This window comes from Pseudomonas salicis (assembly GCF_057128705.1).
In genome coordinates this window covers 540,463-559,032 of the sequence record NZ_JBSKHU010000001.1, presented here as the reverse complement: position 1 = coordinate 559,032, position 18,570 = coordinate 540,463, and the positions used below count along the sequence as shown (strand labels likewise).

At 62.2% G+C, this 18,570-nt stretch carries 19 protein-coding genes; 7 read left to right on the top strand and 12 right to left on the bottom strand.

Annotation, left to right across the window (positions count from 1 at the left end; genetic code table 11):
- Positions 1-40 precede the first annotated feature (40 nt).
- The 4 genes from ACWKWE_RS02575 to ACWKWE_RS02560 all read right to left on the bottom strand — a co-directional run bounded on the left by ACWKWE_RS02575 (position 41) and on the right by ACWKWE_RS02560 (position 4,106).
- Complete coding sequence (locus ACWKWE_RS02575; protein ID WP_483849972.1) at positions 41-1,879, bottom strand: amidohydrolase; 1,839 nt, start codon at positions 1,877-1,879, stop codon at positions 41-43.
- Positions 1,880-2,012: 133 nt separating this feature from the next.
- A complete protein-coding gene (locus ACWKWE_RS02570; RefSeq protein ID WP_483849518.1) occupies positions 2,013-2,645 on the bottom strand; it encodes an antibiotic biosynthesis monooxygenase in 633 nt (210 codons plus the stop codon).
- Positions 2,638-3,054 carry a DoxX family protein gene (locus tag ACWKWE_RS02565; RefSeq protein WP_166598761.1) on the bottom strand — a complete coding sequence of 139 codons (417 nt, stop codon included), beginning with the start codon at positions 3,052-3,054 and terminating at the stop codon, positions 2,638-2,640. Before ACWKWE_RS02565 ends, ACWKWE_RS02570 begins: the two co-directional genes overlap by 8 nt.
- A gap of 350 nt (positions 3,055-3,404) precedes the next feature.
- Positions 3,405-4,106 carry a hypothetical protein gene (locus ACWKWE_RS02560; protein WP_483849517.1) on the bottom strand — a complete coding sequence of 234 codons (702 nt, stop codon included), beginning with the start codon at positions 4,104-4,106 and terminating at the stop codon, positions 3,405-3,407.
- A 192-nt stretch (positions 4,107-4,298) separates the two neighbouring features.
- On the opposite strand from ACWKWE_RS02560, the gene ACWKWE_RS02555 reads away from it, so the two are divergent.
- The gene (locus tag ACWKWE_RS02555) at positions 4,299-4,700 is read left to right on the top strand and encodes a hypothetical protein (protein WP_483849516.1); all 402 of its coding nucleotides are present in this window, start codon (positions 4,299-4,301) and stop codon (positions 4,698-4,700) included.
- Positions 4,701-4,770: 70 nt separating this feature from the next.
- Here ACWKWE_RS02555 and ACWKWE_RS02550 read toward each other — a convergent pair whose 3' ends face one another.
- From ACWKWE_RS02550 to ACWKWE_RS02525, 6 genes are all read right to left on the bottom strand, one after another.
- Positions 4,771-5,622, bottom strand: a complete 852-nt coding sequence (locus tag ACWKWE_RS02550) for an urea carboxylase-associated family protein (protein WP_483849515.1) — start codon at positions 5,620-5,622, stop codon at positions 4,771-4,773.
- Between the two features lie 29 nt (positions 5,623-5,651).
- Positions 5,652-6,326, bottom strand: a complete 675-nt coding sequence (locus ACWKWE_RS02545; protein ID WP_483849514.1) for a GntR family transcriptional regulator — start codon at positions 6,324-6,326, stop codon at positions 5,652-5,654.
- Positions 6,327-6,392: 66 nt separating this feature from the next.
- Complete coding sequence (locus ACWKWE_RS02540) at positions 6,393-7,244, bottom strand: sugar phosphate isomerase/epimerase family protein (protein WP_483849513.1); 852 nt, start codon at positions 7,242-7,244, stop codon at positions 6,393-6,395.
- Positions 7,237-8,481: an NAD(P)/FAD-dependent oxidoreductase gene (locus ACWKWE_RS02535; RefSeq protein WP_483849512.1), complete on the bottom strand. Its 1,245-nt coding sequence runs from the start codon at positions 8,479-8,481 to the stop codon at positions 7,237-7,239. Before ACWKWE_RS02535 ends, ACWKWE_RS02540 begins: the two co-directional genes overlap by 8 nt.
- On the bottom strand, positions 8,478-8,810 hold the full coding sequence (locus tag ACWKWE_RS02530) for a MocE family 2Fe-2S type ferredoxin (protein WP_483849511.1): 333 nt from the start codon (positions 8,808-8,810) through the stop codon (positions 8,478-8,480). The genes ACWKWE_RS02535 and ACWKWE_RS02530 overlap by 4 nt, the downstream gene beginning before the upstream one ends.
- Before the next feature lie 39 nt (positions 8,811-8,849).
- Complete coding sequence (locus ACWKWE_RS02525) at positions 8,850-9,947, bottom strand: fatty acid desaturase family protein (RefSeq protein WP_483849510.1); 1,098 nt, start codon at positions 9,945-9,947, stop codon at positions 8,850-8,852.
- A gap of 170 nt (positions 9,948-10,117) precedes the next feature.
- On the opposite strand from ACWKWE_RS02525, the gene ACWKWE_RS02520 reads away from it, so the two are divergent.
- Positions 10,118-11,161, top strand: coding sequence for a LacI family DNA-binding transcriptional regulator (locus ACWKWE_RS02520; RefSeq protein WP_483849509.1), 1,044 nt, complete (start codon positions 10,118-10,120; stop codon positions 11,159-11,161).
- A gap of 270 nt (positions 11,162-11,431) precedes the next feature.
- Here the strand turns inward: ACWKWE_RS02520 and ACWKWE_RS02515 are convergent, their stop codons facing one another.
- The gene (locus ACWKWE_RS02515) at positions 11,432-12,583 is read right to left on the bottom strand and encodes a phytanoyl-CoA dioxygenase family protein (RefSeq protein ID WP_483849508.1); all 1,152 of its coding nucleotides are present in this window, start codon (positions 12,581-12,583) and stop codon (positions 11,432-11,434) included.
- Positions 12,580-13,437 (bottom strand): SDR family oxidoreductase, encoded by an 858-nt coding sequence (locus tag ACWKWE_RS02510; protein WP_483849507.1) that lies wholly within the window; start codon positions 13,435-13,437, stop codon positions 12,580-12,582. The genes ACWKWE_RS02515 and ACWKWE_RS02510 overlap by 4 nt, the downstream gene beginning before the upstream one ends.
- A 163-nt stretch (positions 13,438-13,600) precedes the next feature.
- On the opposite strand from ACWKWE_RS02510, the gene ACWKWE_RS02505 reads away from it, so the two are divergent.
- The 5 genes from ACWKWE_RS02505 (at position 13,601) to nthB (ending at position 18,564) form a co-directional block, all read left to right on the top strand.
- The gene (locus tag ACWKWE_RS02505; RefSeq protein ID WP_166597824.1) at positions 13,601-14,626 is read left to right on the top strand and encodes a LacI family DNA-binding transcriptional regulator; all 1,026 of its coding nucleotides are present in this window, start codon (positions 13,601-13,603) and stop codon (positions 14,624-14,626) included.
- 46 nt (positions 14,627-14,672) lie between these two features.
- A complete protein-coding gene (gene iolG, locus ACWKWE_RS02500) occupies positions 14,673-15,671 on the top strand; it encodes an inositol 2-dehydrogenase (protein WP_166597823.1) in 999 nt (332 codons plus the stop codon).
- Positions 15,672-16,233: 562 nt separating this feature from the next.
- Positions 16,234-17,208, top strand: coding sequence for a CobW family GTP-binding protein (locus tag ACWKWE_RS02495; protein ID WP_483849506.1), 975 nt, complete (start codon positions 16,234-16,236; stop codon positions 17,206-17,208).
- 74 nt (positions 17,209-17,282) lie between these two features.
- Positions 17,283-17,786 (top strand): DUF1097 domain-containing protein, encoded by a 504-nt coding sequence (locus ACWKWE_RS02490; protein WP_166597821.1) that lies wholly within the window; start codon positions 17,283-17,285, stop codon positions 17,784-17,786.
- A gap of 34 nt (positions 17,787-17,820) precedes the next feature.
- A complete protein-coding gene (nthB, locus tag ACWKWE_RS02485; protein ID WP_483849505.1) occupies positions 17,821-18,564 on the top strand; it encodes a nitrile hydratase subunit beta in 744 nt (247 codons plus the stop codon).
- The last annotated feature ends 6 nt before the right edge of the window (positions 18,565-18,570 follow it).

Below are 18,570 nucleotides of genomic sequence, written 5' to 3'. Positions count from 1 at the left end.
TCAGCCCGGCGAGGGATTTCAGGCTCTTTTCAATCGCCGGTCAGAACGCGAAGCACGAACAGCCGAACGCGCCCCAGAAGCCCTGGAAGTCACTGACCGGGACTTTCGACATTCGCGCCTTGTCGTGGCTGTGGGCATGCACCCCGCACGGTCCGCTGCACTGGTGAACAGCAGCGGCCATCGGCGCGCCCTGACGCCAGTGGCCTGGCACCTTGGCCACGGGAGACCAGTCCGGCAGCACCGGCACGCTCGGCGGGGCCAGGTCGTCGAATTCTTCGGTGGCGTACACCACCTTGCCGTCAACGATGGTCAGCACCGATTCGATCCACTTGATCGACTCTTCCGGCACGCTGAAGAAGTTCTGCGACAAGGCCACCACGTCCGCGAGCTGGCCCACCTTGATCTGGCCCTTCTTGCCTTGCTCGGACGAGAACCAGGCGCTGCCACGGGTGAACAGCTCCAGCGCGGTCTCCCGGGACAGGCCTTCCGGGTACAGTTCCAGACCGCCAACGGTGCGCCCGCTGACCATCCAGTACAGCGAGGTCCAGGGGTTGTAGCTCGACACGCGGGTGGCGTCGGTGCCCGCCCCCACTGGCACGCCTTCGGCCAGCATGCGTTTGATCGGCGGCGTCGCCTCGGCGGCCTGCTTGCCGTAACGGTCAACGAAATATTCGCCCTGGAACGCCATGCGGTCCTGAATCGCGATGCCACCGCCCAGCGCCTTCATCCGCTCGATGTTCTGCGGCGTGATGGTTTCGCAATGGTCGAAGAACCACGGAATGCCGTTGAACGGGATCTCGCGGTTGACCTTCTCGAACACGTCGAGCATCCGCGAGATCGATTCGTTATAAGTGGCGTGCAGGCGGAACGGCCAGCGGTGCTCGACCAGATGGCGCACCACCGGCTCAAGGTCCTGTTCCATGCCAGGTGGCAGGTCCGGGCGTGGTTCGAGGAAGTCTTCGAAGTCGGCGGCGGAGAACGTCAGCATTTCCCCGGCGCCGTTGTGGCGCAGGAAGTCATCACCCTGGTGCAGGGTGACGGTGCTGGTCCAGTGCTTGAAGTCGTTGAGCTCTTCTCTCGGCTTCTGGGTGAACAGGTTGTAGGCGATGCGCACGGTCAGCTGTTTCGCTTCGGCGAGCTGGGTGATGACGGCGTAATCGTCCGGGTAGTTCTGGAAACCGCCTCCGGCGTCGATGGCGCTGGTCAGGCCCAGACGGTTCAGCTCACGCATGAACTGACGGGTCGAGTTGACCTGGTATTCCAATGGCAGTTTCGGCCCCTTCGCCAGCGTGGAATACAGAATCATCGCGTTGGGCCTGGCCACCAGCATGCCGGTCGGGTCGCCCTTGCTGTCCCGCACGATTTCGCCGCCCGGCGGGTTCGGCGTGTCGCGGGTGTACCCGGCCACGCGCAGTGCGGCGCGGTTGAGCAGCGCACGGTCGTAGAGGTGCAGGACGAACACCGGGGTGTCCGGCGCCGCCTGATTGAGCTCTTCGAGCGTCGGCATGCGTTTCTCGGCGAACTGGAATTCGTTCCAGCCGCCCACCACGCGCACCCATTGCGGGGTTGGCGTACGGTCGGCCTGATCCTTCAGCATACGCAGCGCGTCGGCCAGCGAAGGCACGCCCTCCCAGCGCAGTTCGAGGTTGTAGTTCAGGCCGCCACGGATCAGGTGCAAGTGCGAGTCGTTGAGGCCCGGAATCACCGTGCGCTGGTGCATGTCGATGACCTGTGTGGCGCTGTCGCGCAGGGACATGATCTCGGCATCGGTGCCCACAGCGACGAATTTGCCGCCGCCAATGGCCACGGCGCTGGCTTTGGGTTTTTCCTGATCGACCGTGTGAAAGTTGCCGTTATAGAGAATCAGATCGACGTTCATCGCGCCTCCGGGGGCAGAAGAGTGGGATGCACCGACCGCAAGGCCAGTGACGGGAAATGAGGAGAAAACGGCCGCCGCCGCGCTGAGCAGCGAGCCGGTGGCGACGAAGCGGCGGCGGTCGCTGTTGGTGGGTTCATCCTTCATGGTCGGCACCGGGCAATGGCTCGGGTTTGGCGTTCAGCCATGGCGCGGCCAGCTTTGTCGCTTGGGGCATCAGCAGGTACACCACCAGCAACACGATGGTGATCGTCACCAGCGCCGTGCTGATCACGTAATTAGCGAGCAACGGAAATGCGCGGAAGACCGGGCCCCACAGCAGTGGGATCAGCAGGGTCAGCGGGCAGATCACGCAAAAGGTCACCACGGCCTGTTTCCAGCGTGGCGGCGGTGGCAGCTCGCTGGCCGGAACGAACCAGAATTCGCTGTGGCGATTGACCTCGGTGGTGTCGCCGTCGGCGAGCATGTGCGCCACTTCAGCGACCAGGTCGCGGCGCTGGGTGGAGCTGAGCCAGCTCTGCATGACCTCGGTGCAGGAGAAGCGCAGCACACAGGTGAAGGTGTGCAAACCGTCGGACTTGCCGCGAACGACGTCCACCCCGAGGTGCCCCGGGTAGGTGCTGGCAATGGTGACCGTGCGGCGCAGCCAGGCTTCGTATTGCGTTTCCATCCCGTGCTTGACGCGGTGCTTGACCACCAGCGTCACGATTTCGTCGGGTGACAACGTCGACGGCTCGGGGATATCGGCGGACAGAACGGTTTCAGGCATAGCGAAGCGCTCCCGGCAGGCGAAGATTGAGCGCCAGACGACCGGGACCGGCAATCAATACGCTGGTGAAAATGATGATCAGCAGCCAGCCGAACTGGCCTTGCTCGACGCTCCAGTCGCTGTGCACCACGACCAGCGCCACCAGCAGCAGAAACAGAATCGGCAGGCAGGCAAGCCGGGTCAGCACACCGGCAAGGATCAGCAGTGGGCACAGCACTTCGGCGAAAATCGCCAGGCTCAGGGTCAAGACGCCGCCCAAATGGAAAGGGTCTTCGATCAGCGTGAGTTGCGCCTTGTAATCCAGCAACTTGGGCAGACCGTGGACGAACAGCAGAAACAGCGCACCGCTGCCCCGCAGGCACAACAGCCCCAGGTCCAGCGCGCGGTCGTTGAAAGTCGAATAGCTCATTTCACACCAACGGATTCATGAATACCGCCATGTCCTCGATGAGGGGTGGCAGGTCTTGAAGCCATAGTGTCGTGGGGGGGATGAGGGGGTATTGAACGGACGTGCTGTGAATGGACGGTTTGTGCGTGGCAGAGGGGTGGGTAAATCAGGCAGACCGCTATCGCTGCCGTCGTAACCTCCGGCGTCTCCCACGGGATTTCGCGCCATCCTTGATCCCGGGGGGCACGATCAACAGTAGAGGCATCGATCGCAGGTCGCGGATTCGCAACAAGTCCTGTGGGAGTCGCCGAAGGTTACGACGGCAGCGAAGACAGTGGATCAGGAAACGCTGAATCGCATGACACACCGCCTCAATTGGCTTCCTGAATCTGCCCCTTGCGTTCCATGATCATTCGCTCCCCGCTCCGCTGACGTTCCTGCTGCAGGGAATCACTGTTGCCGCTGGAGGACGGCGCCGATGACGAGCCACCCACGCCGTTACCCGGTCTCAATGCCGGATTGGTCGTCCCCACGTTGCCGTTGTTGACGCCACCGTTGTTCACGCCATTTTGCCCGGTCCCGTTATTGACTCCGTTGGTGGTCGAGGTGTTCGGCGCGGTGGTGTTAGTGCTGTTGCTGCCGTTGGTGTGGGCAGCGTCGGTGTTGTTGGCATTCGTGCCATTGGTGCCGGTGGCGTTGGTATTGCTGCTGTTGCTGCCATTGGTGTGGGCGGCGTCGGTGCCGTTGACGTTCGTGCCGTTGGTCCCCGTGGCATTCGTGTTGCCGCTATTCATGCCATTGGTCCCGGTCGCGTTGGTATTGCCGCTGTTAGTGCCATTGGTCCCGGCAGCGTTGGTTCCGGCGGCCCCTGTACCTGCCGCACCAGCTGCACCTGCCGCGCCACCTCCAGCAGCCCCGCCTCCTGCCGAACCACCACCCGCCCCGCCACCGCCAATGCCTGACGCTGCGAGCATCAAGGGCGATGAAACGGCGGATTGCGCCACCACACCGCCCGATGCAACGGCGGCCGCGACAAACAACAAAGGCATCAAGGTCTTGCGCGAACTGATCATCGTCGTCTCTCCAGAATGACCGCGAGGGGTATGAACGTTCGAGGACCGAGACACGCCAGCGTTCGTTTTTTCTGCACCAACGGCTGCGCAACGAGACGCTGATCACACAGCAAGACCGTACGGCGACTCGATCACGAGGCCGTCCATCGAAGCCCTATAAATCCCCGATCCCCCTCGCTATGATCGGCAACCATGACCCCCACACTGCCGATCCGCTCACCCTGCCCGCCTGGCGCCTGCATCTGCGACCGTGAACGCCTGCTGGAGACAGCCGGGGCAGACCAACGCATCCTCCGCCTGACCAAGCCCGAGGAAAAGCGCCTGCTCGAACGGCTGGAAAACATCGCCAGCCTCACCGACCTGGAGCACATGCAGCGGCGCCTGTACGAGCAACTCGGCATCCGCCTCGACGTCGCCCCCGGTTTCAACGAAGTGCGCAGCATGCGTGGCATCGTCATCGACATCGCCGACCTCCCCGGCCTCTGTCGCAAGACCCGAGCCGCCATCCCCGCCGCCATCCGCCGCGGCCTGGAAAAACGCCCTGAAATCGCCTGGAGCCTGCTCAACGCCCATGACTTGTTGCGGGATGCTTGAGGTCATCCCGTTCGATCCGCCCCGGCGGGCTGTAAAATTTTCCAGGCCCATCCAGGACACTCAGGCGTAGCTACTTTTCCCACGCCGCCTTGGCAATCCCCAACCCATGCAGCCCGTTGTACTCGGCGCGTTTGGGTTGCTCCCAACCGTGCAGCAGCTCAGGCGTCAGGTCGTAGATTTCCACCCCCAGCGGTCGACAGACGCTGAGCGGGTCTTGTGCTTCAGGCCCCCACATCGGCAGGGACAGGTCGCCGCCGGGGCAAGTGGACAAGGCGCAGAGCAGGTCGATTTCGGCGAAGAATTCCAGGTAGTCCCCCTTCTGCGCCGGGCAGGCCTTCATGAAGTACATGTCGTCTTGGTTCAGGCCCGTGCATTGGAAGATGTTCAGCACATCGTGGACGTCAAATTCGGTCAGGCCGTGAGGCAACACTGCGCGGGTCAGGTTGGAATGGCAGTGGTGGTGAAAATCTTCGCCGGTGAGCATTTTGTTGACGTAGGGGTCGCAGCGGGTGCCGAGCAAATCGTGCAGACGGCCGCCGTGTTCGTCGATGCCGTAAGCCGCGAGGCTGTCGTCGGTGATGGTCACCAGCGGACGCAGGAATGGCAGGTTCGACCACAGGCGATCATGGGTGGTGACGTGGGCGCCTTGCAGTTGGCGGGTGCGGGCGGCCCAAAGGCGTTCGCGAGGGTCGTTGGCGTTCCAGACGTTGAAATCGCCCACCTGCGGGCCGACCGGTGCGGTGACGCGGAACACCTGCCCCGCCTTCACTTTCCACGCCCGCCCGGTGCGGATGGGCACCTCAAACTGCTCGACCAGGGTGCGCTGGTCCTGCGCCTGTCGAATGCGCTCGTAGAACGCCGTGTCGACCTGCAAGGTCGAGCCTTTGCTGACCTGATACGCGGCTGGGTAGTCTTTGTACATGAGGCTCTCCTGGTTAAAGGTGGCTTGATTCAAGGGTGTGCAGCGCTGGCCAGCAGCGTCAGCGCCTGGCGTTCGGAATCGTTGAGGTAGCTGTCCATGGCCTCGTTGGCTTCAAGACGTCGGTCGTCGAGCAGCAGCTGATAGAGGTGGCGGTCGCGCGCCAGCCACGGCGCCTGAAAGCTCGCTTCGTCGAGGGCGGCGGAAAACACCAGGCGCATCTGGGCGACGATGTTGGTGAAGAATTCGTTGAACGACGGGCTGCCCAGGAGGCCGACGACCTGCTGATGAAAGCGCAGGCTGTGGGTGCCGAACGCCCGCCAGTCTTCGCGCCCGCAGGCCAGCTCGGCGGCGTCGATGGCGTTGGCCATGTGATCGGCCTGGGGATGAGCCAGCAGGCGGCCGGCCAGAATGGCGCGGGATTCCAGGGTGCGGCGCACGCTGAAGAGGTCACGCACGTCGTCCACGGTCAGGCGACGGACGATCACGCCCTTGTGCCGTATGTAGGTGGTCAACCCTTCCCGCCCCAGCAGGTGCAAGGCTTCGCGCACAGTGTTGCGGGACGCGCTGTAATGGCGGACCAGTTCTGTTTCCACCAGCGGCATGCCGGACAGCAAACGACCGTTGATGATGTCTTCACGCAGTTCGTGCGCGACCTGATCGGCGAGGGACAACCCGTTTTCTTTGGCGATGGACACAGCGTGCATTCCTGAGCGAGCGGGATTGTTCAACAACCCGGTATCGATCAGGACAGCACAGGGCGTGCCAGAACGTCAGATTGGCGCGCAGTCTTGCCAGAGGCGGCGAGCCAGACCCTTCATCTGCAACGACTCTTCCCACCGGTCCGTGATATCCCGCCCAAACCGGTCGGTGATCCCATACGGCGGCGGGCCCAATTCGCAGGTAAACGACAGGCTCCCCTGCGCTTCCGGCCGTGCAAGCCAGTCGTGAATCCCGAATCGCCACCACTCGCTGAACAGCGCCAGCCAAGGCTGATGCTGGGGAAAACTGATCGGCACCTGCACCTGCTCACAACTGGCGACCCGGCCATGAAAGCCCCAACTGCGCCGCAGGATGGTTTCGATCTGACGCTGATCCTCATCACTCGGTGGCAGCGGAATCTCGCGCCCCACCACGTAATGGGACAGGTCGGCCAACAGCTTCATCTCCGGCAATTCCCGAAGCAGGTCGAGGGTGAAATGCAGGTCGTTGGTCACGCGGTAGCGGTGGGTTTCGATCAGCACGGGGAAATCCACCTGCTCCGCCAGACGCTGCCAGCCTTCGATCAGCGTGACCGCCTCCTTCAGCGTGCGCGGGCGAATGTCGGCCTGAATCGTCAGGTGATGACAACCGTACTGGCTGGCGATGTCCAACGCAGGCTGCAACCCGTCGACGGTTTGCGGAAACAACTGGCCTTCGATCTGCAGCCCGAGGGTACGCGCCAACCGCGATAATTCCCGTGCAGCGGCGGGCTCGTAGAAGTGATCAGTGATGCCATCGAAACCCGCTTCGGCAATCTTCGTCAGTTGCTGCTCAAGGGGCAACGGCAGCACGCCCTGTTCGTTCTGCATGGCCCACATTGACTGGAAGACCACGAACTCACGCGCAGAGGACACATCAGGCATGGGCACCCCGCAACAATCCTTTCAGTGACACCCCGGCATCGGCCAGTGCGTCGACGGGTAACACCGCGCTGCTTTCGATCAGCCGCTCGCACAGCTTGATGTCTTTGGCGATGCTGTTGCCCAGCCCCCAACCACTGGCGCCCGTCAGCCTGGATTGGGAATCCAGATACAGCAGCAAAAACCCGCCATCGCCTCCCTCTCGTTGGACGATCCGCGCGTCCGCCGCCAGCACGCCCACGGTCTGCAAGCCAAACGCGTAATGATCGGACCAGAACCCCGGCACGCCAGTGAACGGCTGCTCCTGACCCAGCATGTTCAACGCGGCGATGCGGCCCTGAGCCTCGGCATTGCGCCAGGTTTCCTGACGCTGAAACCCGCCGTTGATGCCGGGAAATTCGCAGGCATCCCCCGCCGCGTACACGTCCGGCGCGCTGGTGCGCAGATAGCGATCCACCCGAATGCCGCTGCCTGTTTCCAGACCGGACTGACGCGCCAGCTCAAGATTCGGTTGCAGCCCGATGCCCACCAACAATAGGTCGCACGGGACACACGTCCCATCGGCCAGCTGCACTGCTTCCACGTGGGTTTCCCCGATGAAACGTTCGATTCGCGCGCCGAGGTGTATGGTCACGCCCTCACGTCGGTGCAACGCCAACAACGCCTCGGAGGTCCGCTCCGGGAGTGCGCGAGCCGCCAGCCGTGTCCCGGCCTCTAGCACCGTTACGTCACAGCCGCGCTCGCAAGCGCTGGCCGCCACTTCAAGGCCGATGAACCCGCCGCCCACCACGACCAGCCGGGTGCCGGGCGTCAGGTGTTTTTCCAGTTCGACCGCTTCGTCGTACGTGCGCAGGTAATGCAGGTTGTCAAACGAGCGACCGCCCAGATCAAGGCTACGGGACGTGCCGCCAACGGCCAGCAGCAGTTTGCTGTAACCCACGGAGGCACCGCTGTCCAACACCGCCTCATGCCGAGCCGGGTCGATGTGCGTCGCTTTCACCCCACTCAGATGCTCGATCCCCGACGCGATGAAATTCGCCTCACTGAACAGGCTGCACGCGGCCAGGTCCGACTCGCCCTTGAGCAGCGCTTTCGACAGCGGCGGCCGCTCGTAGGGCAAGTGCGGCTCATCGCCGATCAGCACGATGCGCCCAGTGAAACCGGCTTCGCGAAGGGTCAGCGCCGCCCGCCCACCCGCGTGACCGGCGCCGACGATCACCATCGTCTCGGACGCGTTCATGCTTCGCCCTGCCCCAAGAGATCGAGCAAGACTTTTCCGGCCTCGACCTTGACCGGGTAGGTCTTGAGGTTGATGCAGGCCGGGGCGTTCAGTGCCTTGCCGCTGCGGTAATCGAAACGCCCGTTGTGCTTGGGGCATTCGATGACGAAGTCCATGACCAGTCCGTCCGCCAGATGAATTTTCTCGTGGGTGCACAGGCCGTCGGTGGCGAAGTATTGGCTGTTGTGGGAGCGGTACACCGCGTAGGTTTTCCGTTGATGATCGAAGCGAATGACATCTTCTTCATCGATGTCATCGACGTGACAAACCTCTACCCATTGATTGCTCATGGCAATGCTCTCTTGTTCTTGTGAAAAGAATGGTGATGTTCAGCTGAACGCCGATTCCGGATTTTCGGACGCTGTTGCCGCTTCAGGCGCAGGCTCGCGAACCGGGCGTTTGATGTAGAAAGAAGGGTCTTTGCGCTGTTTCAGCAACGTCGGAATGATTTCCTGGTACGCCTCGAACAGGCTGTTGTACGGCGGCGGGCAATCGTCTTTTATTTCTTCATGAAGTTGCGCCAGGGCGTGATAAGGCACCATGGGAAACATGTGATGTTCCAGGTGGTAATTCATGTCCGAATAAAAGAACCGGAACACGGGGTTCATATAAATGGTGCGGCAATTCTTGCGGTGGTCGAGTTCATCTTCCGCCAGGCCCACGTGCTGGGTCAGGCCAAACACATAACTCAGCCAGCCGCCGTACATCGTTGGCAACAGCACGAACATCAGCGGCAGCCAGGAATTGAGGTACAGCGCCGAGGCGATGACGATCCCGTGCAACACCAGCCAGACGCGCGCCGTGCGATAAACCTTGGGGAATTCCGACTCGGGCACGAACACTTTTTCTTCCGCGCTCATCTGCCCGCTCGCGTGGAGGAACAGCGACTTGAACGCGTTGTAGACGTGGGGCAGCGAGAACAGCTTGAGCACGATCATGTTCAGGCGCGGCGGACGGGGCTCGACGATCTCGGGGTCGCGACCGACGATGATGGTGTCGGTGTGGTGGCGGGCGTGGCTCCAGCGCCAGACCTGCGGTTCGTACATGACCATGAAGCAGGCGATCTGATAGACCACGTCGTTCATCCAGCGGGTCTTGAACGCTGTGCCATGGCCAGCCTCATGCCAGCGGGAGTTGGCGGCGGTGCCGTACAGCAGGCCGTAGACCAGGAAGAACGGCACGCAGGCCGCGCTGCCCCAGAACACATACCCGCCCCAGCCGCTGAGGACCATCGCGCCGAGCCAGATCGCCGTGTCGCGAAGGGCGCGGTGGTCATGGCGTTGCATCAGCTCTTTCATACGTTTGCGCGGCACCGGGCATTGATACCAGACGGCCGAAACCAGACCGGCTTCTTCCGCCCGCCGCGCCTGTTCGCCGGTGATGCTGTAATCCTTCCCGCGTTCAGGATCGTAGGGAATCTGCGACATTGTTATTGTTCTCCGAAGTGTGAAATAGCGTGCCGTTCAATGACGTGGCTGATTCAAACTATAGAGATCCAAAAGGGCGCGACAAGCGCTTGAAAGTATTCTCTCTCAAGCTATCATCCAGCCCTGTTAGCGCTTGATAGTTTTCTATCAAGCCGTCTTTTTGAGGCTGTATGAATCATAAAAAACGCCCGACCATTGCCACTGTTGCCCATTACGCCAACTTGAGCGTCGCGACGGTTGACCGCGTATTGAATGCCCGCGCGCCGGTGAGCCCGGAGACCGCGCAAAAAGTGCAGGAGGCCGCCGAAGCCGTGGGCTATTTTGCAGCGCGATTGATCGGCCAGCGGATCAACGAAAAGAAGCCGGCGTATCACTTCGGCATTCTGTTGTTGGGCACCTCGCAGACCTTCTACAAGACCTTGAGCGATGCCATCGTCGAACAGGCGCGGGACTCTCAAGTCGCCAATATCGTCTGCCACATCGAGCTGATCCATGACCGCACGCCGTCGTCCATCGTCGGGCAGATTCATCGGCTGGCGGCGTTGTGTGACTGCCTGGCGCTGGTCAGTTTCGACCACCCGCTGATCATCGAGGCCATCGAACAGGTGCGTCAGCAAGGCGTGCACGTGGTGTCGCTGCTGACCGATTTACCGACGATCACACCCGGCGCCTACGTCGGCACCGACAACCTTGAAGTGGGCCGTACAGCGGGCTGGTTGATTGCCCATGGCTCGCCAAAAGAAGGCGGTTCAGTGGCGGTGATGCTCGGCGGGCATCGATTTCTTGGGCATGAACAGCGGGAAGCCGGGGTGCGTAGTTTTTTCGAGGAAAGGGCTCCGCAATTTCGGGTGCTGCCCTCGATCATCACCCTCGACAACGGCGCGATCACGGAAGAGGCCACGCTGGAACTGCTGGCGCGACACCCGGATTTGCGAGGACTGTACGTGGCGGGCGGTGGCGTTGAGGGCGTGATCAGTGCCTTGGCCGCAACGCCTCATCGGCCCGAGCTGTGCGTGATTCTGCAAGAACCCACAGTCGAATCCCGCCCGGCGATGCGCAAGGGACTGGTGACGCTGGTGATCGACTCCCAACCCAGGCTCATCGCCCAAGCGCTGATCGAGGTGATGGTGCAATTGCCCAAGGCCGACACCATCGACCCGCAACGCCACCGGGTGCTGGTGCCGTTGCAGATTGTGACGCCGGAAAACATCTGACGCCTTGCACAGATTCAAACCTGTAGGAGCGATGGATTCGCGATGGCATTTCAGGCGACACCGTTGCATCGCCTGCTCGATCTTTCGCGAATGAATTCGCTCCCACAGAGGTCCATTGGCGCCGCAGAAACTTGGCCTGACTCGATCTCTACTGTGGGAGCGAATTTATTCGCGAGAGGCCCGTTCGGTCGATAGAGTTGTGTTGCCTGACCCACCTTCGCGAATGAATTCGCTCCCACAGTCTGAGTCCGGGTCTGACTCCACCGTTCCTCACGCCAACCGCTTCTCCCGCATCACGCCCACCGCGTCCACAAACCGCTCCACCGCCCACCGCTCCCGCAACGCCAGTTCCAGCAACTGCTGCCCGGTCTGCGGTGCCATGCCGTGCAGCGGTGGGTCGGTGTCGAGGTTGGTGGGGAATGCGTACCCGTCCGCGCTCATCGCGATCACCGCCTGCATGCCCGTCTCGTCCAGTTCCCCCTGCTCCACCCGCTTCAACAGCGACGGGTAGAGGGCCAGGAGCATCTTCTCGCGGTTGACGGTTTCCATCGGCTTGCCAAACGCCGACGATATTTGCAGCAGGTTCGCCATGCGGTACTGGTCCGTCGTGCGATTGGTCCCCGCCGCGTGGAACAGCGCCGGGTTGAAGAACAGCAGGTCGCCCTTGTTCAACGGCAACTGAATGGCGTGTTGCGCGAAGTAATCGATGAAGCCCTGATCGCGCCACGCCAGATAACCCAATTCGTACTGCTGCGAGAACGGCAGCAACAGCGTCGGCCCGGTTTCCAGCGGCATGTCGGTGTGGGCCACGGCCCCTTGCAGCGTGAGGTTCTGCGACAACCAGTGCAGCGGCAGCGGGAACCGCGACACCACCTCGTCGCTCTGGAAACCCAGGTGGTAATCGCGATGGGGTTGTTGCGCCTGACCGCCCGGCGTCACCACATTGACCTGCGCCGTGGCTTGAAAATACGGCCCCAGCCACGCCTCCGAGATCAGCCCCAGCACCGGGTTGGCGTAATACTCGATGAACGACTCCGGCGAATGCTCGGCCGCCTTTTGCAGGGAATTCCAGATCCGCTGATTGGCCCCGGCCTTGGCGAAGTGATCAGCGCGCACCACGCGGGCGGACTCGTCGGCAATGATCTGCCGGAACACATCGCTGTGCCGGTCGACAACGGCCGGATCCATGTAGGCCCCTCGCACCACCATCACCCCCGGCCCGTCGCGGAACAGGTGATGCAACTCGCTCATCAAGGCCCGACGGTCCCGCTGCTCGGCGTCGCGCAGGGTGTCGGCCCGGTAGATCACCACTCGGCTCACGACCTCTTGGGCATGGGGGTAATCGGCGACACGCACCGACTGCTCGCACAGCACGGCAAACGCGCGAACGTCGATGTCAGCCGGTTGGGCGAACAGGTTCATTGCGCGGCTCCATTGACCCCGTCCAGCGTCAGCGGTGCATCGGGGCGCGGGGTCGAGCCGTCGCCACAGCCGATGATGCCCTGCTCCATGTCAATCACCGAGCCGGTGGTCATGCCCGACTGATCGGAAAGCAGGTAGGCAACGCTGTTCGCGACTTCCTGGGGTTTCAGCAGGCGGCCAAACGGCGACTGCGCTTCAGCGCGCTCCAGCCAGCCGTCTTCGGCGCCGTGGTACTGCCGCTGAATCTGGTCTTCGTGAGGGGTGTCCATCCAGCCGATGTTCAGACCGTTGACCCGAATGCGGTTGCGCAAGGTGCTGAACGCGACGTTCTTGGTGAGGATCGCCAAGGCGCCTTTGGACGCGGCATACGCGGTGAGGAACGACTGCCCGCCGTGGCCGGAGACGCTGAGAATGCTGACAATCGAGCCTTCAACCTGATTGGCGATCATCAGCTTGATGCATTCCTGCATGAGAAAAAACGGCGCTTTGACGTTGACCGCGAAGATCCGGTCGAACAGCTCGGGCGAGGTGTCGAGGATGCTGCCCCGGTCCGACATGCCCGCGCAATTGACCAGCCCGTGCACGGTGCCGAAGTGTTCCTTGGCGGCACCCACCACCCGGCGGCAATCCTCGACGTCCTCCATGTCGGCTTCGACGAAGAACGCCTGGCAATCCAGCTCGGCCAATTGGCGAACCTGCTGCTCGCCCTTATCCCGGCTGCGCCCACAGATGATCAAACCGGCGGCGCCCCGTTCCGCCAAGGTGCGGGCCACGGCGGCGCCCAGGCCTTGCGTGCTGCCGGTGACGACGAAATAGCGGCCCGCGAACGACGTGGACAGATCCAATGCTGACATGCGCTTCTCTCCTGCATTTGTTGTTTTTGGCTGCGGATGAATCGTTGCCAATAGAATTTAAATTCCATCTGTACAACGAATGGAACTGAGACTAGCATTGCGTTCACCTCATACAGGCCCGAATCGACCTCAACAAGACCTCAACAGAGGCTCAGGAGATTCCATGCTCGACCGCGCCAGACGTTTCTCCATCAAGCAGATCGCCGCCCAGGCGGGGGTCAGCAAAGCCACGGTCGACCGCGTGTTGCATGAGCGCGGCAGCGTGCATTACCAGACCAACCGTCGCATCCAGCAGGCCCTCGAAGAACTCGAAGCCCAGGAAAAGTCCGGTCCCGCAGTCGGCCGCACCTTTCACATCGACATCATCTTGCACACCCCCAAGCGCTTCAGTGACGCGGTGCAGGAGGCCATTCATGCGCAATTGGGCAACCTCGCGCCCTTTCGCATCTTTCCCCGTTTTCATCTGTATCAAGAGATCGACACGGCGTTGATGACCGACGTGATCCTGCGCTGCATCAGCAAAGGCAGTCAGGGCGTGATCCTCAAGGCCGCCGACGAACCCCAGATCAACGACGCCGTGAACCAGGTGACGGCCGCTGGCATTCCCGTGGTGACGCTGGTCTCGGACCTGCCGCAAAGCGAGCGCATCGGCTACATCGGCATGGACAACCGCACCGCCGGGCAAACGGCGGCGTACCTGATGTCGCGCTGGCTGGACGATGCGGCGCAGGACGTCGCGGTGGTCATCAGCAGCGAGCTGTTCCGAGGAGAAGAAGAGCGTGAGATGGGCTTCCGCACCTGGCTGCGCAGCCGCGCGCCGCATTTGCGGGTGGTCGACATCACCGGCGGTTTCGGGGTCTACGAACCCACACTGGCTCGGGTCAGCCAGGCGTTGCAGGCGAATCCGTCGATCAAGGCCGTGTACAGCGTCGGCGGCGGCAACCGCGCCATTGTCGATGCGTTCGCGGCTCAGAACCGGCCCTTGACGGTGTTCATCGGCCACGACCTCGATCAGGAAAACCGACAGTTGCTGGCCGAAGAAAAAATCGCCGCGATCATCGACCACAACCTGCAAATCGACGCCCGCCACGCGTTCCAGCACATCCTGCAATTTCACCGGTTGTGGAAGGTCGACCCGATCCCCGCCTCGCCGGTGCAGATCGTCACGCCGTTCAACCTGACCCACTGAATCCACCCGATCGTCCCGACAACAACAATCCAAGGAGATCCACCCCATGCTACGCATCGCAGTCCTCGGCGCAGGCCGCATCGCCAACATCCACGCCGCCAACGTCGCGGCCAACCCCGATGTGCAACTGTCGGTGATCGCCGACCCCTGGCGCGAAGGCGTCGACAAGCTGGCGGCCAAACTGGGCTGCGCGGCGGCCTACGATTGCGCCGAGGCCATCGAGCGGGACGACGTTGATGCCGTGGTGATCGGCACCCACACTGACACCCACATTGACTACATGCTGCGGGCGGTGAAAGCAGGCAAACCGGTGCTCTGCGAAAAACCCATCGACCTGGACTACGCCAAGGCCGCCAAAGCCGTAGAAGACGTCGAGCGCCAGAACGGCAAGGTCATGCTCGGCTTCAACCGCCGCTTCGACCCCGACACCCTGCAGATGCGCAAAGCCATTGCCCAGGGCGACATCGGTGAGGTGCGCCAGGTGGTGATCACCAGCCGCGACCCCGGCCTCGCGTCGCTGGACAACCTCAAGCACTCCGGCGGCATTTTCCGCGACATGACCATTCACGACTTCGACACCGCGCGCACGTTGCTCGGTGAAGAACCGGTCGAGGTGTTTGCCATCGCCAGCCGCCTGGTCGAGCCTGCCCTCGCCCAACTGGACGACTACGACAGCGTGATGGTCCTGCTGCGTACCGCCTCTGGCAAACAATGCCACATCAACTGCTGCCGCGAAGCGGTCTACGGGTACGATCAACGGCTGGAAGTGTTTGGCTCGAAAGGCATGGTCCTCAACGACAACCACCGCCCCACCACCGTGCGCACCTACAGCGCCAGCCAGACCGAAGTGCGCGAACCGCTGGAAAACTTCTTCCTCGAACGCTACGCCGATTCCTACCGCATCGAACTGAACCAGTTCATCGCCGCCGTCCGCGCCAACGAACCGCTGCCGACCCACGCACGGGACGGGTTGAAGGCACTGCATTTGGCGAATTGCGCGCTGGAATCGATCAAGACCGGGCGGGCAGTAAAGGTCGAGGGTTGATACCAAGCCCCTGTGGCAGTCAATTCATGCGCGAGAGGCCAGTGCAGGCGATGCATCTTCATCACCTGAACGATCTTCGCGAATAAATTCGCTCCCACAGAGGGTTCATCGGCGTCACGAAAAGAGCGCCAGACGCGGAATCACCTGTAGGAGCGAATTCATTCGCGAGAGGCCGGTGCGGACGGCACATCTTTATCACCTGAACGATCTTCGCGAATAAATTCGCTCCCACAGAGGGGTCAGCGGCGTCACGAAACGAAAGCCAGACGCGGAATCACCTGTAGGCGCGAATTCATTCGCGCCTACAGTCCAGAACCTGTGCATCACGCTCCACGACAGTGCATCCTTTCTGTTCAATCCCCCTCTCGGAAAACCTGCCACCCCAACCCGCCCCTGTCCTTTTTTGACCTTGCAGACCGATCACGCCACGGAACCTGACCAAACGTGACAACAGCCTGTCCACCCCGGACAGCCGACGCAAAGCGGACTGATAATCGCACCTGTCATGAGGAAAGCTGCCCACTTCGGCAGCGCCCCATCACAGCGACAAGGGTGCGTACTCATGGCAAACGGCAAAATCCCAGTCACGGTCATTTCCGGTTTTCTCGGTGCGGGCAAGACCACGCTGGTCAATCACCTGTTGAGTGAGAACCGGCATGAGCGTATCGGCGTCGTGGTCAATGAGTTCGGCGAAGTCGGCATCGACGGCCAGTTGATCGTCGCCGAACAGGAAGCCCTGATCGAGATCAACAACGGCTGCGTATGCTGCACTGTGCGAGCGGACCTGGTGGCCAGCGTCAAGGAAATGCTCAACCTGGCCGGCCACCGTCTTGACCGGCTGATCGTCGAAACCTCAGGCCTGGCCGACCCGGCCCCGGTGCTGCAAACCTTCCTCGCCGACCCCGGCCTGCGCACTCAGGTCGAGCTTGAATCGGTGATCACCGTGGTCGACGCGGTGCATCTCCAGGATCAACTGAACGCCGAAATCGTGCGGGAACAGATTGCCTTCGCCGACACGCTGATCCTCAACAAGACCGCGCTGGTCAGCCACACCGCACTGGCCGACATCGCCCGTCAGGTGCGCCAGCTCAACCAGACCGCCAGCCTGCTGCCGACCAACCATTCCCGGGTCGCAGTGGAAACGTTGCTCGGCACAAAACGGTTCTCGCTGCCAAACCTGCTGATGATCGAGCCGGACATTCTTGAAGAAGAAGGCCATGACCACGAGCACGACGCGTCGATCTCGTCCTGCTCGGTGGTCACATCCGGGACACTGGACCCGGACCGGTTCAACCGCTGGATCAACCAGCTGGTCAACGATCAGGGCCAACGGCTGATGCGCATGAAGGGCCTGTTGAATTTCACGAGCGAAGCCCGGCGCTTTCATTTCCACAGCGTGCACATGCTGCTGGAGGCCATGCCCGGCCGCCGCTGGGCCGACGAAGAATCCCGCGACAACCGTTTCGTGTTCATTGGCCGCGATCTGGACAGCGAACAGCTGCGTCAGGGCTTTCTCGACTGCCTGCAGGCGGCCTGAGCACGACGCGGACTTTCAACCTTGAGCTTCACCCTGCCCAACACCACACCCCACCCACGACAGGAAATGACCTCATGAAACAGAAAGAAGCCTACACCGTCAGCATCGGCCTGCTCGCCGTACTGGACACCTACGTCACGGCCACCGTCTTGCCGGTCCCAGTCTGGGTCACCTTCATCGCCTGGGCCTCGTTTTTCGTGGTCGGCGGTGGCAGTGCCGGATTCGTGCGCAGTGTCGCGTCGAACCTGACAGGGCTGGTGATCAGTTCCCTGGTGTTACTGGGGATCGCCACTGTCAGTGAAGCGCCCATCATCATCGCCGTGCTGGTGGGGGCTGGCAGTGCCCTGATGGTTCAGGCCTCCAAGGTGCCGTTGCTGAGCATTCTGCCCGCCATCGTCTGGGGCTTCGCCTCGACAGTGGGCACCACGGCGGTCGGCGGCAAACCGATGACGACGCCCGGTCTGGAAAACCCGGCCCTGATCGCCGCCGTCGCGTTGGTCACCGGTGCGGTCTTTGGCTACGTCTCCGAACGCCTCGGCGATGCGTTGACGAGCAAACCCAGCCCGCAACTGGCTTGATTGCGACCCCTTGAACTTCACACTGGAGCGTTCGATGAAACTACAACACTACCTCGGCGGCCTCGAAAACCTTGGCCCGGTGGACTTCGAAAAACAAGTGTTCGTGCAGGAATGGGAGAAGCGCATCTTCGGCATCCACACCGCGATGATGGCCGAGAGCGCCCACCTGAAAGACGCCCTGCCGAACTACCCGATGGACACCCTGCCCACGGCCTTCAAGAGCGACTGGACCTGGGCCTCGTTGCGCACCGGCGCCGAAGGCATGCAACCCTTCGAATACTTCAAGTTCCGCTACTACGAGAAATGGCTGGGCGGGATCTCCGGCTTTTTCGTCAACGCGGGCTACATCCACAGTGACGAGCTCAAGGACCGCGCCGATCACTACCGCAAGCAGCCCGATGCACCGCTGCCGGACAAGCCGAATGCCGCGATCCGCGAGCAGATCGTGCGCTACCTGGAGCAAGGCGACTCGGGGCTCCGGCCCTACGACGCCGCACCGCTGTTCGGCGAGGGTGATGTCGTGACCATCGCTGACCCGGTGGCCGTGGACCACACCCGCCTGCCCGGCTACCTGCGCAACAAACCGGGAAAAATCGTTGAGATGTATGCGGGGGCGTTCGCCTATTTCGTCAACACCGGGCCCGACGGGATTGGCGAGCCGATGCCGGTGTACCGGGTGGCGTTCGACGCCGCTGACCTGTGGGGCGTCGATAAAAGCGAGCCCAACACGACGATTTATGCGGACCTGTTCGAAGCCTATTTGCAGCCCACGCGCTGACCCCCA

Bases quoted from the DNA above. Each gene is read 5' to 3' on its own strand.
- ACWKWE_RS02575 (WP_483849972.1), bottom strand. From the start codon at position 1,879: ATGAACGTCGATCTGATTCTCTATAACGGCAACTTTCACACGGTCGAT.
- ACWKWE_RS02495 (WP_483849506.1), top strand. From the start codon at position 16,234: ATGGCAAACGGCAAAATCCCAGTCACGGTCATTTCCGGTTTTCTCGGT.
- ACWKWE_RS02550 (WP_483849515.1), bottom strand. From the start codon at position 5,622: ATGTACAAAGACTACCCAGCCGCGTATCAGGTCAGCAAAGGCTCGACC.
- ACWKWE_RS02535 (WP_483849512.1), bottom strand. From the start codon at position 8,481: ATGAACGCGTCCGAGACGATGGTGATCGTCGGCGCCGGTCACGCGGGT.
- ACWKWE_RS02490 (WP_166597821.1), top strand. From the start codon at position 17,283: ATGAAACAGAAAGAAGCCTACACCGTCAGCATCGGCCTGCTCGCCGTA.
- ACWKWE_RS02510 (WP_483849507.1), bottom strand. From the start codon at position 13,437: ATGTCAGCATTGGATCTGTCCACGTCGTTCGCGGGCCGCTATTTCGTC.
- ACWKWE_RS02570 (WP_483849518.1), bottom strand. From the start codon at position 2,645: ATGCCTGAAACCGTTCTGTCCGCCGATATCCCCGAGCCGTCGACGTTG.
- ACWKWE_RS02525 (WP_483849510.1), bottom strand. From the start codon at position 9,947: ATGTCGCAGATTCCCTACGATCCTGAACGCGGGAAGGATTACAGCATC.
- ACWKWE_RS02565 (WP_166598761.1), bottom strand. From the start codon at position 3,054: ATGAGCTATTCGACTTTCAACGACCGCGCGCTGGACCTGGGGCTGTTG.
- ACWKWE_RS02560 (WP_483849517.1), bottom strand. From the start codon at position 4,106: ATGATCAGTTCGCGCAAGACCTTGATGCCTTTGTTGTTTGTCGCGGCC.
- ACWKWE_RS02515 (WP_483849508.1), bottom strand. From the start codon at position 12,583: ATGAACCTGTTCGCCCAACCGGCTGACATCGACGTTCGCGCGTTTGCC.
- ACWKWE_RS02520 (WP_483849509.1), top strand. From the start codon at position 10,118: ATGAATCATAAAAAACGCCCGACCATTGCCACTGTTGCCCATTACGCC.
- ACWKWE_RS02530 (WP_483849511.1), bottom strand. From the start codon at position 8,810: ATGAGCAATCAATGGGTAGAGGTTTGTCACGTCGATGACATCGATGAA.
- ACWKWE_RS02505 (WP_166597824.1), top strand. From the start codon at position 13,601: ATGCTCGACCGCGCCAGACGTTTCTCCATCAAGCAGATCGCCGCCCAG.
- ACWKWE_RS02540 (WP_483849513.1), bottom strand. From the start codon at position 7,244: ATGCCTGATGTGTCCTCTGCGCGTGAGTTCGTGGTCTTCCAGTCAATG.
- ACWKWE_RS02555 (WP_483849516.1), top strand. From the start codon at position 4,299: ATGACCCCCACACTGCCGATCCGCTCACCCTGCCCGCCTGGCGCCTGC.
- nthB (WP_483849505.1), top strand. From the start codon at position 17,821: ATGAAACTACAACACTACCTCGGCGGCCTCGAAAACCTTGGCCCGGTG.
- iolG (WP_166597823.1), top strand. From the start codon at position 14,673: ATGCTACGCATCGCAGTCCTCGGCGCAGGCCGCATCGCCAACATCCAC.
- ACWKWE_RS02545 (WP_483849514.1), bottom strand. From the start codon at position 6,326: ATGCACGCTGTGTCCATCGCCAAAGAAAACGGGTTGTCCCTCGCCGAT.